This is a genomic window from Ideonella azotifigens, assembly GCF_021043325.1.
Classification (GTDB): domain Bacteria; phylum Pseudomonadota; class Gammaproteobacteria; order Burkholderiales; family Burkholderiaceae_C; genus Ideonella; species Ideonella azotifigens.
The window spans coordinates 90,887-106,206 of sequence record NZ_JAJNKD010000001.1 but is presented as its reverse complement, the minus strand read 5'-3'; the positions used below and the strand labels follow the sequence as shown (position 1 = coordinate 106,206).

Genomic DNA, 15,320 nt, shown 5'->3' with positions numbered 1-15,320 from the left:
AGCGGCGGCCGGCGACTTGACCGGGTGTCTCAGTTGCCAAAATGAATCCCCAGGATTGGGGGTACACCGCCTTGCCCTCCTCTTCATGGCCAGCAGTTCTTCCATGACCAGCGATTACTCGCCCACCGTGCGCCAGCTCCTGGCCTCTCCAGCGCAGCGCTACGCGCACCCTGGTGCCACCGCTTCCCCGGCCGAGGCATCCGCGGTGCTGCGGCACCACTTCAGCGTGGCTGCCGAGGCGCGCACCTTGCAGGCCCCGGCCTGGCGCGACTACGTGGGTCGCTCGCTGGACGTGCCGCTCTCACGCTCGCAGGTGGCTGCAGGTTTCCACGGCGAGATCGCCACCCATGTGCTGAGCGACATGGTGTTCATGGACATCCGCAGCGACGCGGTGACCCAGTTGCGCAGCGCCGCGCGCATTGGCACCGACACGCTGGACGACTACGTCTTCCACGTCGCCGTAGAAGGGCTGATCGAATCGGTGGCCCAGGGGCACCGGCCGCGCCGGTCCACGCAGTTCATGCCCGGCGTGCTGGCGCTGGACATGCGCCAGCCCTGGCGCATGCACCGCCCGACGCAGGCTCGCGTGCTGGCCTTCATGCTGCCGCGCGCCAAGGTGGAGGCCGTGATCCCCGATGCCCCGGCGATCCACGGCCAGGTCGTGACCTACACCTCGTCACTGGCCCGCCTGCTGCTGGCGCAGTTGCAGACGCTGGCCACCACCCTGCCGCGCCTGCCACCAGCCGAAGCCGAGCGCGCCATCCGCAGCGGTGCCGAGCTGATGCTGGCCGCATTCGGCCGCCAGGCCCGCTTGCACGGCCATGCGCGCAATGCCGTGCGCATGGCGCTGCTGGACCGGTTGCAGCACCATGTGCAGGAGAACCTGCACCAGGACACGCTGTCGCCCGACGGCATCCGCCTGCAGTTCCGGCTGCCACGCGCCACGCTGTACCGCCTGTTCGAGCCCGAGGGCGGGCTGGCCGCGTACATCCGCAACTGCCGGCTGCGCGAGGCCGCCGAAGAGCTGCTGAGCGCACCGAACAAGCCCATCATCGACATCGCCTACGGCCTGTCCTTCAACAGCGCCTCCGACTTCACCCGCGCCTTCCGCCGGGCCTACGGCATGGCGCCGCAGGACTTCAGGGCGATGGGGCTGCCAGCGGCCAAAGCGCGCTGAACAAGGCCTGCGCGACGCGCAGGCCTCGGGCCTCGTCAGCCCTGCGGCCAGACCAGGTCGACCTGGTAAGGGTAGTGGTCCGAAGCGTCGAGCTGCACGCCGGCCGGGTAGTGGCTGTGCGCCAGTGCGCGCTTCGCGTAGCCCTCGCCGCTTTCGTGCACATGCGCGTAGAACAGCAGCAAGTCATCGCCGAATGCCGCGGGGCAGACCGTGTCCATCGTCGCCAGGCGCGCATCGAAGTCCTGGCCGGACCAGTTCAGGCCGTCAGCAGACGAGCGATGGAACATGCCGGCGCCGCCGGGCTCGCGGTAGAACAGTTCGAAGCGGCCATTGCGGCTGGTGATGCCGGGCGAGCCGGTCGCGGTGGCGCCTCTTTCCAGCTGCGCTGGCTGCCACTTGCCGGTGTGGTTCAGCACCGCGCGCATCAGCCCACGCGGGCTGCCCGAGCCGGCATCCACCGTCACGACACACAGCGTGTCACCCAGCGACGCGGCCGCAATGTCGTGCGGTGTGTCGATGTGCAGCCAGTCCCGCTTGGACCAGCCCCCAGGACCCCACTGGTGCACGCAGACCTGCTCGCCATTCGGATCACGGCAGAAGACGTACAGCCGGCCCTGGTGCACCACCGCGCACACGCCGCCGGAGGAGCGCATTTCACCGCCTTGACTCTCGGCTCGCGACCACTTGCGTCCATCGACGGATTCCATCTTCATCACCTGCCGGTCTTGCTGGAAGAACAGGTGCAGGCAGCCCGCGAACCACACCAGCCCTGGCGCGCCGTCGCTGCTCACGTCCGGCAGCACCTCGTGGCGCCACTGCTTGGTCGCCTGGTCGAAGCGGCTGATCTGCAGGCTGCGGTCATGCGCGGCGCGCGTGGCCACCCACAGCTTGTCGCCGGCCACCGCGGCAGACGGCAGGTGCGCCAGGGTGCCCTTGTGAACCCAGTACCACGCGGGGTTGGAGGTATTCAGCGGGTAGTGCCAGTCGCGCAGCACAGTCGCCTGCAGCGGCCGCAGCGGCGTCTGCGCGCCGTCCTTCAGGTAGACGTAGTCCAGGCAGTCGGAATCGGGCGTGTCGCTTCCCGGGGTGAAGAACTGATCCAGCGTGTTGTGGATGTGGTCGTCGGTGGCCGAGGCCAGCGCCTGGTCCGGGCCGTGCACGCGGGTCCAGCTGTCGGTCGCGCCCTGGGCCGCCATCAAGCTCTCCAGCGTGGCGAACTTGGCCGGGTCGCCAATGCGGTGCACGTTGAAGTCGCCCAGCAAGGCCGCGGGCATGTCGCCCCGGCCGCCCAGGGTCCAGCCGATCAGGTTCTCGATGTTGGTGCAGCGGGCATCCTTGTTGCCCGCGTTGGTCCAGGCGTGGGTCATGCCGATGCGCAGCTTCACACCCCCGTCCAGCTTCATGGTGGCCGACAGCACGCCCTTGGTGGCCCAGGCATCTTCGCTGTCTTCCTCCGAAGTCTCGGGGAACTGGTTGAACTGCCAGTCCTCCAGCGGAAACTTGCTGACCAGCACGATGCCAGACCCCGCCCGGTTCAAGGCCCCGCTGGTGCCCCGGATGCTGTGCGGATAGACGCTCTTCAGGTCGTCACGGATGTTGTCCATGCGGTTGGCGGACCAGACCTCCTGCAGCGCCACCACGTCGGCGCCAGACTGCTTGACCTTCTCCACGATGAAGGCGTGGCGCTCATCGTCGCGAAAGGTGACCGGCAGCTTGCCGGTGAGCTTCGCCCCTGTCACGATGGCGGAGCCCTCCATCAAGTGGGTGTTGAAGCTCAGCAGGCGCAAACGGCGCGAGGCCCACAGCACCGGTTGCTTCGCGTGCTCGTCGGCCTCGCCAACACGCACCGTGAGCAGGCCGGCGTCTTCAACCACCGCCATGAACTTTCCGCCCGGTGCCACGGTGCCGGTGCTCCAGATGAAGTCGGTGTTGCCGTCGGGCTTCTGGCGGTAGACGCAGAGGTTGCCGTCGCCCTGCATCGCGGCGAAGTAGTCGCCCTGCGGCAGCGAGGCGCCCAGTGCAGCCCAGATGCAGCCGCCCCGTGCCTCCGGTCCGGGGCCCTGGTAGAGGCAAAGGTTGCCATCACGCTGCTGCGTGAGAAAACAGCTGCCGTCCGGCGACGTGAGGTGTTCGCCAGCGCGGAGCTTCTGGCCAGTCAACAGGAAGTAGGTCATGGTGTTGTTTCCCTTGCGATCTTGGAGATGTGGGGGCTGCCGCTGCGGGGTTCGCAAGCCTTCAGCCATCACGTTTTGATCGTAGGAAAGCGCCGGCTCGGCGTCCGTAGAACGAATGCGCTACGGCCATCCTCCGGTTTGACGAGGGCGCGTCAGCGCTGCACCAGGCTTCTTAAGCGGTCTTTAAAAGTTCTTAATCGCCGCGGCAGAAGCCGTGGGTTCAAAAGGCTTAACAAGCCACAAGCGCCGCTGAAGGACGGCGCAGGGGTCGCTCCCCGACAGTCCATTCCATGCCGCCGACTGCCCTGGAGCCCCAAAATGAGTAACGCCTACCGCCTCGCCTGGAGCGATGCCACGCAGGGTTTTGTGCCCGCCTTCGACACTGCCCGCAACGACCCCGGCTTCCTGAGAGCGCTGTGCGCGGCGATGCAGGCGGTATCGGACCTGAGCCGCGCGGCGCATGGGCCGCGGGCGGCGTGCAATATCGTCGTGAGCATCGATGACGACGCGCAGGTGACCTGCTCCATCGCGCCGCCCACGCCGACCACACCCGCGGCAGCGAACGATGGTGCGCCAGCCCTGTCAGCCCGCGAGCGCGAGGTGCTGGGCTACCTGGCCAAGGGCTTCACCGCCAACGAGATTGCCAGGTTGATGCAGCTCTCGCCCTTCACGGTGCGCAGCTTCGTGCGGCGCATTTACGAGAAGCTGAACGTCTCGTCGAAGGCGGAAGCCATCCACGAAGCCCACCAGCAGCACCTGCTGGCGGATTGAAGGCAGGCGGAAGGATCAGGCAGGCGGTGGCGCGCCTGCCACCTTGGCGGCCAGCGCTTCGCGCATGCGCTTCAACTTTTCCTTCGGGTCTTCCTTGCTGCCGGCCAGGTCCAGCTTCATCTCCTTGATGAAGCGGCTGGGAATGCCGGCCACGGTTTCGCGGCCTTTCTTGCGGCGGCGCAGCGTCGTGCACAGCAGCGTCTTCTGCGCGCGCGTGATGCCCACGTACATCAGCCGGCGCTCTTCCTGCAGTCGCTCGGGCGTCATGTCCTCGGCGTCGCTCTTGAAGGGCAGGATGCCCTCGTTGATGCCGACCAGGATCACGTGCGGCCACTCCAGGCCCTTCGATGCATGCAGCGTGGTCAGCGTCACCACGTCCTGCTCCTCGCCGCGCTCGGCCAGGCTGAGGATGACGCTGATGGTCTGCGCCACGTCCAGCACGCTTTTCTTCTCGCCTTCGACGGTCATGCCGCCGTCCTGGCTGATCTCGCCGCCGCAGCGCTTGGCCACCCAGTCGATGAAGTCCAGCACATTGGTCCAGCGGGCGGCGGCCACCTTCTCGCTGTCCTCGCTGTCGTAGAGGTGCTGCTCGTAGCCGATCTCCTTGAGCCACTCCAGCAGCATCGGCTTGGCAGCCTCGGCGCCAATCGTCGTGCGGGCCTTGTATTCGAGATCGTTGAGGTAGCGGCCGAACTCGTGCAGCGAGTCGATGGCCTTGCCCGGCAGCGCCACGCCCAGGCTCTCGGCGAACAGTGCCTCGAACATGCTGAGCTTCCACTTGCCGGAGAACTCGCCCAGCTTGCCCAGCGTGGTGTGGCCAATGCCGCGCTTGGGCGTGGTGATGGCGCGCAGGAAGGCCGGGTCGTCGTCCTGGTTCACGAGCAGGCGCAGCCAGCCGCACAGGTCCTTGATCTCGGCCCGGTCGAAAAAGCTCTGGCCGCCGGAGACCTTGTAGGCGATCTGCGCGGCGCGCAGCTTCTGCTCGAAGGGCCGGGCCTGGAAGTTGGTGCGGTAGAGCACCGCGAAGTCCGACAGCTTGATGCGCGGATCCTGCGCCATCAGCGCCTGGATGCGCGCGACCGTGCGCTCGGCCTCGTGGTCTTCGCTGTCGCACTCGGCAATGCGCACCGGCTCGCCTTCGCCCAGGTCGCTCCAGAGCTTCTTCGGGAAGATCTTCGGGTTGCCGCCAATCACCTCGTTGGCCGCCCGCAAAATGGCCGAGGTGGAGCGGTAGTTCTGCTCCAGCGGGATGACCTTCAGGTTCGGGAATTCCTCGGGCAGGCGCTTGAGGTTTTCGATGGTCGCGCCGCGCCAGCCGTAAATGCTCTGGTCGTCGTCGCCCACGGCCGTGAACATGCCGCGGCGGCGTTCGTCCGGGTGGTCCACCAGCGCCTTCAGCAGCTCGTACTGCACGGCGTTGGTGTCCTGGTATTCGTCCACCAGCACGTGGCGGAACTGGTTCTGCCATTTCTCGCGCGCTTCCGGGATCTTCTGGATCAGCTTGAGCGGCATGCTGATCAGGTCGTCGAAGTCCACCGCCTGGTAGGCCACCAGCCGCTCTTCGTAGAGCTTCATCACGCGAGCCGCCAGCTGCTCGTCGCTGTCCTTCGCGGCGGCCATCGCGCCATCGCTGTCCAGGCCCTGGTTCTTCCAAAGGCTGATGGTCCACTGCCATTTGCGGGCGATGGCGTTGTCGGTGCAGGAGCCGGCGTCGCGGATCACGCCCAGCACGTCGTCCGAATCGAGGATGGAGAACTTCTCCTTCAGGCCCAGCCGTGTGCCGTCCTCGCGCAGCATGCGCACGCCCAGGGAGTGGAAGGTGCTGATCCCCAGGTCCTTCGCCGCCCGCGCGCCCACCAGGCTCTTGGCCCGCTCGCGCATTTCCAGCGAGGCCTTGTTGGTGAAGGTGATGGCGGCGATCTGCTTGGCTTGCAGCCCCGCCTGCAGCAGCCGGGCGATCTTCTGCGTGATGACCCGCGTCTTGCCCGAGCCCGCGCCGGCCAGCACCAGGCAAGGCCCGCTCAGGTAGTGCACCGCCTCCATCTGGGCGGCATTCAGCGTGGACGGGGGCGGAGGCGAGGCGGAGGACATGGCGGCAACAGGAGGGGGCCGCGGATCATAGCCAAGCCGCCCCGGCAGCCCACCGCCAAAGCCGCACGAAGCGGCTCAGGTTCGCGGCGAACTTGGCAAAGCCAGGCTCGCTGCGGCGCGTATCAGGCCAGTGACCGGGCCGGCAAGCCACTTGGCAGCGGCTTGGCGCGCACGATGCCCAGCAGCCCCGCCAGCACCGGCACATGCCTGGCCGCAAGGTACACCGCGCCGCTGGCAGCGAAGGTGGCCGCGATCAGCAGCAGGCCTTCGGGCACCGGCGGCAGCGCCAGCGGCTGCAGCCACCAGGCCAGCAGCACGATCACCGTCTGGTGCATCACGTACAGGCAGAAGACCGCGCCGGTGAGGCGCCGGCGCCACGGGCCGTCATGGTCCAGCCAGCGCCGCGCAAAACCGCAGGCCGCGACGATGGCCCACCACTGCGTGGCACCCCACAGCAGGCGCTGGGCTGTCAGCAGCCCGTCCGGCATGGTCTGGTCGTGCCAGGGGCCGAAGAAATAGAGGCACAACAATGCCCAGCCGGCGAAGGCCAGGCCCAGCGCCCGCCAGCGCTGCGCCTGCAGTCCGGCCCACAGCCGGTCACCTGCGCGCGCACCCACGATGCCGAGGCCGAAGGCCCAGAGGTATTGCGCGTGGTTGTACCAATCCCAGGTCAGGTTGTGGGTGGAGGGGAACAGGCCGTACATCAGCCGCGCGGCCATGGTCGGCAAGGCCAGGCCCAGCAGCAGGCCCCACGGCCCCACAGGCAGGCGCGCAGCGGCAGCGTCCAGCAGCTTAGGCGCCCAGCGCACGAGTGCCCAGGCGATCAGGCTGTAGACCCACAGGTAGGGCAGGAACCAGAGGTGGTTCCAGGTCGGCAGGTCAATGCAGTTGGCGCCGCTGCACAGCTTGCCGCCCTGCAGGTAGCGCTGCATGAACGCGCCGTAGTCGCCCACGAAGCCCAGCTGCGTGAGGGCCTGCACATAGGCCTGCGGCGGCACGATGACCAGCATGCCGAACAGCAGCGGCCACAGCAGCCGGCTGCTGCGCTGGCCCACAAAGCCCAGGCCGCTCTCGCGCCGCAGCAGCGCCTGCGTGGCCGCGCCGCCAATGAAGAACAGCAGCGACAACCGCCACGGCGAGGTCAGCATCATCAGCGGCTCGATCGCGCCACCGGCATGCGGGCTCTTCACATGCCAGTCCCAGCTCACGTAGTACATGCCCACGTGGTAAGGCACGAGCAGGGCAAAGGCCAGGATGCGCAGCCAGTCGAGGAAAAAGAGGCGCCCGGCTGCGGTTGGCGCGAGGGGTGTAGCGTTCATGCCGCCAGCATCGCCGGCCGGTGCGCGCCGCTCAAGCGCGCTGGGGCGAAGTGGACGGCGGCTGGGGCGAGTTGGCGGATCTACTTCAAAGCATCGCGGAAGCTGCGCGAAATCCGCAGCGTCTCGCCGGAACGCAAAGTCAGCTGGGCCTCGCCGCGCGGCAGCGGCGCGATGCCCAGCACATGCACCGGATTCACCGCATGCGAGCGATGCACCTGCACAAAGCCTTTGGCGGCCGGGTGGGCGAGGAATTCGGCCAGCGTGCGGCGGTCCAGGTGGCAGGCGGGCGGGGCGTGCAGCTCGATGTAGTTGTCCGCCGCGGCCACCCATTCGACCTCGGCCAGCGGCAGGCGGCGCAGGCCACCGCCGCGCTGCGGCACCAGCCAGTCACCCGTCAGCGGCTGCAGTTGTTGCAGCGCGGTGAGCAATGCACCGCGGCGAGGGGCGGCACCGGCAGCGGCGAGGCGCTGCTGCATGCGGGCGATGGCCTCGGCCAGGCGCTCGCCGGTGTAGGGCTTGAGCAGGTAGTCGACCGCGTTCAGCTCGAAGGCGCGCACGGCGTGCTGGTCGAACGCGGTGCAGAAGGCACAGACCACACCGGGCGGCAGCAGCAGCGCCAGCTCCAGGCCGCTGCGGCCGGGCAGCTGGATGTCGAGCAGCGCCGCATCGGGCGCGTGCGTGATGGCCAGCGCCAGCGCTTCGTCGGCATCTGCCGCCTCGCCGACCAGGGTCACGCCGGGCATGTCCGACAGCAGGCGGCGCAGCTTGGCGCGCGCCGGTGGTTCGTCATCGACGATCAGCAGTTTCATGCGGCGACCGCCCCTTGCGCAGGCAAGACCAAGGTGAGCTGGCCACCACCGCCGGGTGCAGGCGCGAGCGTGACGCTGGCCGCGTCGCCATACAGCGCCTGCAGCCGCGCGCGGGTGTTGGCCAGGCCGATGGCGCCTTCGCGCTCGTCACGCGTGGGCGTCACGCCGCTGTTCTGCACCTGCAGCCAAAGGCGCGGGCCGGCCCGCAGCTCGCCGCGCACCGTCACACGCACCGGGCCGCTTCTTTGCGCCACGTCGTGCTTGATGGCGTTTTCGACAGGCGAGATCAAGAGCAGCGCCGGCACCTGGCAGATGCGCGCAGCCGGCGACACGTCGATCTCCACCACCAGCCGTTCGCCGAAACGCGCCTGCATCAGGGACAGGTAGGGCTGCACCAGCGCCAGCTCCTCGTCCAGCGCATGCCGGCCCGCCTGCTCGGCCGCCAGCGCCTGGCGCAGCAGCGTGGCCAGGTCGCAGAGGATGCGGTCGGCGCGCGGCACGTCTTCGTACATGACAGAGGAAATGAGGTTCAGCGTGTTGAACAGGAAGTGCGGCTGGATCTGCTCGGCCAGCCGCGCCAGCCGGGCCTCGGCCAGCTCCGCGCGCAGCCGGGCCAGCTCGCGCTGGCGCTGCTGCTCGGCAAACAGCAGCAAGAGGCCATGGCAGACCGCGACCATCACGGTGTAGCTCACCAGGTCCTTGCCCAGCTCGTAGGCCATGACCTTCAGCGGCCCGCCCGGTTCATAGCCCGCGCCCATCAGCGCATAGAAGCCAAAGCGCAGCGCGAACATGCCGCTCACGTGCAGCACCGCATAGGCCAGCGCACCCAGCACATGCCGGCCCAGCAGCGCCAGCCGGCTGCCACCGGCCTGCAACTGCTGCCAGGCCCGCGCATGCCAGCGATAGACCGCCACGCCCAGCGCCCCCATGCAGACGACCGAGCTGAGCTCCCACAGCAGCGGCTCCCAGGGGTGCTGGCCGCCGCGCTCCAGGTAGTGCTGCAGTTCCGCCAGGCCTTGCAGCAGGCCGACGACCAGCACGATGGCGGCGTAGCCACCCCAGAGCGCGCGCGGCGACACCGGTGCGGGGGTCTGCGGCAAGTCCTCAGGGGGCAGGACCGGTGACTCGGGCGACATGCGCGGGACCATATCACCGCCCTCAGGGCCGGCACCGCCCCGTCTCACCTGTAGCGCCCACGCAAGCCGGGCTTCCAGATGTTGCAGCACCGGCACCTGCCGCCATGCTTGTTGCGTTCTGCAACGCGCTGGCACGCCTGCGGCGGAGCTCGGATGCTGAAATCAGTCGCTTCGCCCCGCCCGTACCGAGAGCCACCATGCCTGTTGTCGCCGTCATCAACCGCAAAGGCGGGAGTGGAAAAAGCACGCTTGCGACCCAGCTCGCTGGCCACTTTGCACAGTGCGGGTTGAAGGTGATGCTGGGCGATGTGGACCGTCAGCAGTCCTCGCTGGCCTGGCTGCGCCGCCGTGCCACGCACCCGCTGGCGCGCACGGCCGAGATCCTGCCCTGGGCCCTGGACACCCGCAATGCCCGGCGTCCGCCGCCCGGGGTGAGCCATGTCGTGCTGGACACCCCCGGTGGCATGCACGGCCTGGAACTGGCCAGGGTGGTGATGAACGCCGACATGATCCTGGTACCGGTGAGTCCCAGCGCGTTCGACCGGGAGTCTGCCGCGGAGTCCCTGTCGGAGCTGCTGCGCCTGCCACGCGTGGCCACGGGTCGCTGTCGGCTGGCCGTGATCGGCATGCGCATGGATGCGCGCAGCCGCGACATCGCGCTGCTGAACCGGTGGGCCACGTCCCACCAGGTGTGCTGCCTGGGCGCGCTGCGCGACAGCCGCGTGTACCCGCGCACCGCAGAAGACGGCCTGAGCCTGTTCGACCTGCCCGCCGAACAGGTCCGCACCGACCTCGCGCAGTGGCAAGGTCTGCTGGACTGGGTGAACAATGCGCCCCAGGGCCGGCAAACGTCGCTGGCAGTCGGCCACGCAGAGCGGACGGCGATGCCAGCCGCCTCGGTGCCCAAGCACAGCCATCCGACGCGGCTGGGCGCCACGGGCAGCCCCTTGGCTGCAAACGGTCCCGCCATGCTGGGGCTGGGCCAGAGCCTGGGCCGGTTCTTCACCGCGCTGCGCTCGGCCGCCTGATCCAAGCTGCAAAGGCGTGGCACCACAAGCCGCGCATTTCGGGCGCATTCCGGGAGCAGCGCCGCGCACGGCGGGATGCCAGAGCGGCGGGCTCGCTCCCAGGATTGCCAGCCTGCACCGGGCGATGGACGACATCCACGCCCATGCAGAGGGCGCGATTGGCTTGGCGGACATCACCGAAGCGGCCTGCCTCAGCGTCAGCAGCCCGGTACGCCAGTTCAACGCCCAGCTGGGCGCCTCGCCTTGCAGCTGCCTCAAGACTGTCCGCCGCGAACTGCTGGGGCACCCCGGTTGCCGGTGCGAGACGTGGTGCTGCGCTGGGGCTTCCAGAACGCCAGCAAGTTCAGCCAGGCGCATCGGTTGCGGTTTAGGAGTTGCCCAGCACCACGCAGTTGCAGCGGGGAGTGAGCCAGGGCCCGGACGCGCCCCCCTTGAATGAGGCTTGGCGGGTTGGCATGGGCGCTGATAGCCTGCACTCCCCGGCTGGTACAGCGGTTTCACACCCATGCCAACCTGGAGACTTTTCATGTCGCACCGCTTCGTTCGCCACGCCCTCGTGGCAGCCATCTCCCTCGCCTGTGCCTGCAACGCCGCCGCAACCTCCCTGTCGGCCTGGGCCTATGGTGCCGAAATCTGGGAGAGCAACACGCTCACCACCAACGGCCTGAGCAACACGCCCATCAGCGCCGGCGGCACTGCGGCCGATGGCAGCGTGGTGGACTGCAAGGCCGGCGGTTCCAACGGCATCTTCATGCCCAGCAGCTTCAAGCTGCACCGGGAGGTCCGCGCCGACGACGAATGGTTCGGCTGCCAGACCGAGGTGGACTCCACCGACTCGGTCACCGCTTGGGCACCTGGCCTGCCGGACGGCACGCCGATCCGTTACATCGCCAAGATGAAGCTCAAGCTCAGCCTTGTGGCGCCTCCGCCGGACTTCGGCTACATGTACCTGGAGACAATGGTGCAAGTGGAAGACACGCGCGCCTTCTGGTACGGCCCGGACGCACTGGACGCCGAGCAGGAGGTGACGTTGCGCGCCGTCTATGACGCCGTGGTCGGCCAGAAGTTGGTGGTGCGCGCGCTGATCAAGAGCTACAACCAGGTGGGTGGCACTCTGGTCAATGGCGTGCCGGTGACTGGCGAGCTGAGCCTGAAGAAGGCCCGCGTGATCCTCAGTTCCCCCACGCCAGGCGCCAACATCACCGGCGACTCGGGGCACTTGTACCAGTGAGTGTGGAAGCAGCGCCCCAGCGCATCGCCGCCAAGCTCGCGCTGCACGCTGTCGCCCGTCGCTTAAATGCTCAACGGATCCACATCCACCGCCCAGCGCGCAATGCCTTTCATGGAGTGGCGCAGCCCATGCAGCGCGTTGGGGCTTCCAGAACGCCAGAAAGTTTAACCAGGCGTACCGGCTGCAGTTCGGCGAGCTGCCAAGCGTCACCCAGAGGCAGCGCTCCTTGCGTTAAACCAATACGCATGGGCCATACCCCACTAAGGGATGGCCCATTCTTGCAATCATTGGTCAGGGATAGGGGGGCGGCGCGCCTTCATTATCCATGCAATAGTCAAAACACTCCCGATATTCAGGTGTAGTTGTACTGCCCGGGTATAAAGACCGACACAATCTTGAACAATCCGCCGCAAGAGAAGCCATCGCAGCGCTTGCCGCCACAGACATGGCAAACAACACAAGGAGAGATTTCCATTTTTTCATGCTATTGACTCATAGACGTCGGCGATTGCAATCCGCTCGCCGACTTGCGGCACTGCAACATCTTCAGTTACCAACGATCTTCAACGCAACGTCGTATTCCTCAGGCCAAAAGCCTTGGATGCGACGATTGCCAATGATGACGACAGGAACACCGCCGCCGCCAGTTGCGGCGAGTTTGGCAGCAGCACTTCGGGAGCTCTGAACGTCCTCAAAGACGTACGGGATGTGGCGCTGATCCAGGTACGCTCGTGCACGTTTGCAAAAGCTGCAGCTTTGCGTTCCGAGAACCAAAACACGGGTCCTCTGATCCTGGAGGAGGGCCACATAGTCACCTTCTTGATAACGCCGCTCCAATATATTCGGAAAACGCGACAAGGCGTAACCAACACCCAACCCAAACACCACGGTAACAGCGTATAAAGCAATGGATTTAGCACTTGGCATGCGCAAGGCAAATCACGAAAGTCGGCCGGCCTACAGCTCTAGCCAGTTTCCCAACGCGTTTGGTAAAGTAGTTTGATGAATCAGTTTATGCTGAACAGCCCTCTCCCCTATCCCCAAATTTAGGGGGTGCACTCTTTTGGGCGATCCAATCATCCGTGCACAAGAAATTGAATAGCTGTCAGCTCAAATGCTCAACGGATCCACATCCACCGCCCAGCGCGCAATGCCTTTCAGCGAGCTGCGCAATACGTGCAACTCGGGCAGCCAGTTCGCCAGCAGGCGTTGCAGCGCGCCGCGCGAGGGCGACTCGATCAGCATCTGGCGACGTTCCAGGCCGGCGACTTTGGCGACGGGCGGTGGCACCGGGGCGTAGAGCATCACGTCGGCACCGCCGTGAGTCTTGAGCCAGGCTTGTGCGGCATCCCGCGCCTGCTGCAGGAAAGCTTCGGCGACCGGGCCTTCGCGGGCTTCGGTGCGCAGCAGCGCGAGGTGGCTGTAGGGCGGCAGGCCGGCCATTTCGCGCTCGGCCAGCTGGCTGGCGGCGAAGGCGGTGAAGTCGTGCGCCTTCAGCGCGGCGAACAACGCGTGCTGCGGGTTCCAGGTCTGCACCCACATCTCGCTGCGGGCGGCCGCTTCGGCGTCTCGCCCTGCCCGTCCGCCCGCCTGCAGCAGGCTGGCGAACAGGCGCTCGGCGGCACGGAAGTCGGCGGCGAACAGCGCGCTGTCGGGGTTGACGGCGGCGACCAGCGTGACACGCCGGAAGTCGTGGCCCTTGGTGATCATCTGCGTGCCGACCAGCACGTCGACCTCGCCGGCATGCACCGCGGCCAGTTGTTCTTCCAGGCTGCCTTTGTGGCGGGTGGTGTCGGCGTCGATGCGGGCGACACGCACGCTGCCGCCACCGGGACGCTCCACGTCTTGCAGCAGCGTGGCGATCTGTTCTTCCAGGCGTTCGGTGCCTCGGCCCACGGGCTGGATGTCGAGGTTGCCGCAGTCCGGGCAGGCCTTGGGCACACGTTCGGCAAAGCCGCAGTGGTGGCAGCGCAGCGTGCGGTCCAGCTTGTGGAAGACGCGCCAGGCGCTGCAGTGCGGGCAGCCGCTTTTCCAACCGCAAGCGCCGCAGTTCAGCACCGGCGCAAAGCCGCGGCGGTTCAGGAACAGCAGGCTTTGTTCGCCACGCTCAATCCGGTCGCGCACCGCCGCCAGCACCGGCGGACACAGGGCCGGCGCCTCCTGGCCCTGGCCGGGCGTGGGCTGCTTGGCCATGTCGACCACGCGCACGGCCGGCAGCGCGCCCTGGCCCACGCGCTGCGCCATCGTCAGCAGCTGGTAGCGGCCGCTGCGGGCGTGCTGCCAGGTTTCGAGCGAAGGCGTGGCCGAGCCCAGCAGCACCGGCGCGCGCTCCAGCTTGCCGCGGTAGACGGCCAGGTCGCGCGCTGAATAACGCGCGCCGTCCTGCTGCTTGTAGCTGGGGTCGTGTTCCTCGTCGACGACGATCAGCCCCAGCCGCGGCAGCGGACAGAAGATGGCCAGCCGCGTGCCCAGCACCAGTTCGGCATGGCCTTCGTGCGCCGAGAGCCAGTTCTGCAGGCGCTGCGCCGGTGTCAGCCCGCTGTGCAGCGAAACCAGCCGGCGGCCGGGAAAACGCTCGGCGAAACGGGCTTCGAGCTGCGGCGTCAGGTTGATCTCGGGCACCAGCACCAGCGCCTGCCGGCCGGCGGCCAGCGCCTGCTCGGCTGCGCGCAGGTAGACCTCGGTCTTGCCGCTGCCAGTGACGCCAAACAACAAGTGGCAGGCCGGCGCCTCGGCCTCGAACTGCGGCGACAGCCGGGCCAGCACCTCGGCTTGTTCGGTCGTCAAGGCCGGGCGGACGGGCGGCGAAGCAGGCACCTCGGGCACGGCTTCCGGCTCGGGCTGCAGGTCGGCCTTTCGGCGCTTCTTCGGCTTGGCGTCCGGGTCCGGCAGGCCCATCTGCTTGTGCAGGCGCTTCAGGCGCTTGGCCAGGCCGGTGTTGTCCAGCTTGCGCAATTCCGGCGGCAGCACCGCCAGCGCGACTTCGCCAATGGCGCGCTGGTAATAGCGTGCGGTGAATTCGACGAGCTGGCACCAGGCCGGCGGCAGCGGCGCCAGCGCCAGCAGCGCCTCGCGCACCGGTCGCAGTTGCCCGGCCGGCAGCGCGTTGGCAGCTTCTTCTGCGCTGGGCTCGCCGGGCCAGACCACGCCCGGCAGTTCGCGCCGGCCCAGCGGCACACGCAGCAGCGTGCCGGGCGGCAGCTCGGCCTCGGCGAGGTAGTCCAGCACATCGGCCATGCCGGCGTGCTGGGGAGTCTCGACGGCCACGCGGACACGGTGAGCACTCGCTTGCGTGGCGCCGTCGGCCGGCGCTGTCATGTGCGGCATGGACATGACGAACCCAGCGTCACAGTTGTCCACAAGCCCGGGCATTCCGTCATTTGCAGGTCATCTCTGTGACAGTTTTGAGAAAGGTGCCGTAAGCCCATGATTGGAAACGCCTTTCCCACTTGTGCAGGTTTTCTGTGGATAACTTTGTGGGAAAGCTTCATCGGCGTGCGCTAACTGCTTGATCCAGCGCGCTTTGCGACAGATTGCCCCAATTCGGAGCAGTGCTCATTTGTTATTACAAATCAAGCACTTGC

General features: G+C 67.5%; 10 protein-coding genes and 1 pseudogene. 4 read left to right on the top strand and 7 right to left on the bottom strand.

What is annotated here, in order from left to right:
* Positions 1–103: 103 nt before the first annotated feature.
* Positions 104–1,177, top strand: a complete 1,074-nt coding sequence (locus LRH25_RS00500; protein ID WP_170200772.1) for a helix-turn-helix domain-containing protein — start codon at positions 104–106, stop codon at positions 1,175–1,177.
* A gap of 35 nt (positions 1,178–1,212) precedes the next feature.
* Here LRH25_RS00500 and LRH25_RS00495 read toward each other — a convergent pair whose 3' ends face one another.
* On the bottom strand, positions 1,213–3,351 hold the full coding sequence (locus LRH25_RS00495; protein ID WP_170200773.1) for an endonuclease/exonuclease/phosphatase family protein: 2,139 nt from the start codon (positions 3,349–3,351) through the stop codon (positions 1,213–1,215).
* A 528-nt stretch (positions 3,352–3,879) separates the two neighbouring features.
* On the opposite strand from LRH25_RS00495, the pseudogene LRH25_RS00490 reads away from it, so the two are divergent.
* A pseudogene (locus tag LRH25_RS00490) lies at positions 3,880–4,122 on the top strand (response regulator transcription factor); the annotation flags it as partial.
* A gap of 15 nt (positions 4,123–4,137) precedes the next feature.
* On the opposite strand, the gene LRH25_RS00485 reads toward LRH25_RS00490, so the two are convergent.
* From LRH25_RS00485 to LRH25_RS00470, 4 genes are all read right to left on the bottom strand, one after another.
* Positions 4,138–6,213, bottom strand: a complete 2,076-nt coding sequence (locus tag LRH25_RS00485; RefSeq protein WP_231010005.1) for an ATP-dependent helicase — start codon at positions 6,211–6,213, stop codon at positions 4,138–4,140.
* 122 nt (positions 6,214–6,335) lie between these two features.
* Complete coding sequence (locus LRH25_RS00480; protein WP_141286200.1) at positions 6,336–7,532, bottom strand: acyltransferase family protein; 1,197 nt, start codon at positions 7,530–7,532, stop codon at positions 6,336–6,338.
* Between the two features lie 80 nt (positions 7,533–7,612).
* Positions 7,613–8,341 carry a LytR/AlgR family response regulator transcription factor gene (locus LRH25_RS00475; protein WP_231010004.1) on the bottom strand — a complete coding sequence of 243 codons (729 nt, stop codon included), beginning with the start codon at positions 8,339–8,341 and terminating at the stop codon, positions 7,613–7,615.
* Entirely contained in the window at positions 8,338–9,477 is a 1,140-nt protein-coding gene (locus LRH25_RS00470; RefSeq protein WP_231010003.1) for a sensor histidine kinase, read from the bottom strand. The genes LRH25_RS00475 and LRH25_RS00470 overlap by 4 nt, the downstream gene beginning before the upstream one ends.
* Positions 9,478–9,674: 197 nt before the next feature.
* On the opposite strand from LRH25_RS00470, the gene LRH25_RS00465 reads away from it, so the two are divergent.
* Together LRH25_RS00465 and LRH25_RS00460 are read left to right on the top strand one after the other, a co-directional pair.
* Entirely contained in the window at positions 9,675–10,505 is an 831-nt protein-coding gene (locus LRH25_RS00465; protein ID WP_141289636.1) for a nucleotide-binding protein, read from the top strand.
* Positions 10,506–11,031: 526 nt separating this feature from the next.
* Positions 11,032–11,736 (top strand): hypothetical protein, encoded by a 705-nt coding sequence (locus tag LRH25_RS00460; RefSeq protein ID WP_141289637.1) that lies wholly within the window; start codon positions 11,032–11,034, stop codon positions 11,734–11,736.
* A 546-nt stretch (positions 11,737–12,282) separates the two neighbouring features.
* Here LRH25_RS00460 and LRH25_RS00450 read toward each other — a convergent pair.
* Together LRH25_RS00450 and priA are read right to left on the bottom strand one after the other, a co-directional pair.
* Complete coding sequence (locus tag LRH25_RS00450) at positions 12,283–12,663, bottom strand: glutaredoxin family protein (protein ID WP_141289638.1); 381 nt, start codon at positions 12,661–12,663, stop codon at positions 12,283–12,285.
* Positions 12,664–12,846: 183 nt separating this feature from the next.
* Positions 12,847–15,063 (bottom strand): replication restart helicase PriA, encoded by a 2,217-nt coding sequence (gene priA / locus LRH25_RS00445; RefSeq protein ID WP_231010247.1) that lies wholly within the window; start codon positions 15,061–15,063, stop codon positions 12,847–12,849.
* Positions 15,064–15,320 lie beyond the last annotated feature (257 nt).

Bases quoted from the DNA above. Each gene is read 5' to 3' on its own strand.
- LRH25_RS00475 (WP_231010004.1), bottom strand. From the start codon at position 8,341: ATGAAACTGCTGATCGTCGATGACGAACCACCGGCGCGCGCCAAGCTG.
- LRH25_RS00500 (WP_170200772.1), top strand. From the start codon at position 104: ATGACCAGCGATTACTCGCCCACCGTGCGCCAGCTCCTGGCCTCTCCA.
- LRH25_RS00465 (WP_141289636.1), top strand. From the start codon at position 9,675: ATGCCTGTTGTCGCCGTCATCAACCGCAAAGGCGGGAGTGGAAAAAGC.
- priA (WP_231010247.1), bottom strand. From the start codon at position 15,063: ATGCCGCACATGACAGCGCCGGCCGACGGCGCCACGCAAGCGAGTGCT.
- LRH25_RS00480 (WP_141286200.1), bottom strand. From the start codon at position 7,532: ATGAACGCTACACCCCTCGCGCCAACCGCAGCCGGGCGCCTCTTTTTC.
- LRH25_RS00470 (WP_231010003.1), bottom strand. From the start codon at position 9,477: ATGTCGCCCGAGTCACCGGTCCTGCCCCCTGAGGACTTGCCGCAGACC.
- LRH25_RS00495 (WP_170200773.1), bottom strand. From the start codon at position 3,351: ATGACCTACTTCCTGTTGACTGGCCAGAAGCTCCGCGCTGGCGAACAC.
- LRH25_RS00485 (WP_231010005.1), bottom strand. From the start codon at position 6,213: ATGTCCTCCGCCTCGCCTCCGCCCCCGTCCACGCTGAATGCCGCCCAG.
- LRH25_RS00450 (WP_141289638.1), bottom strand. From the start codon at position 12,663: ATGCCAAGTGCTAAATCCATTGCTTTATACGCTGTTACCGTGGTGTTT.
- LRH25_RS00460 (WP_141289637.1), top strand. From the start codon at position 11,032: ATGTCGCACCGCTTCGTTCGCCACGCCCTCGTGGCAGCCATCTCCCTC.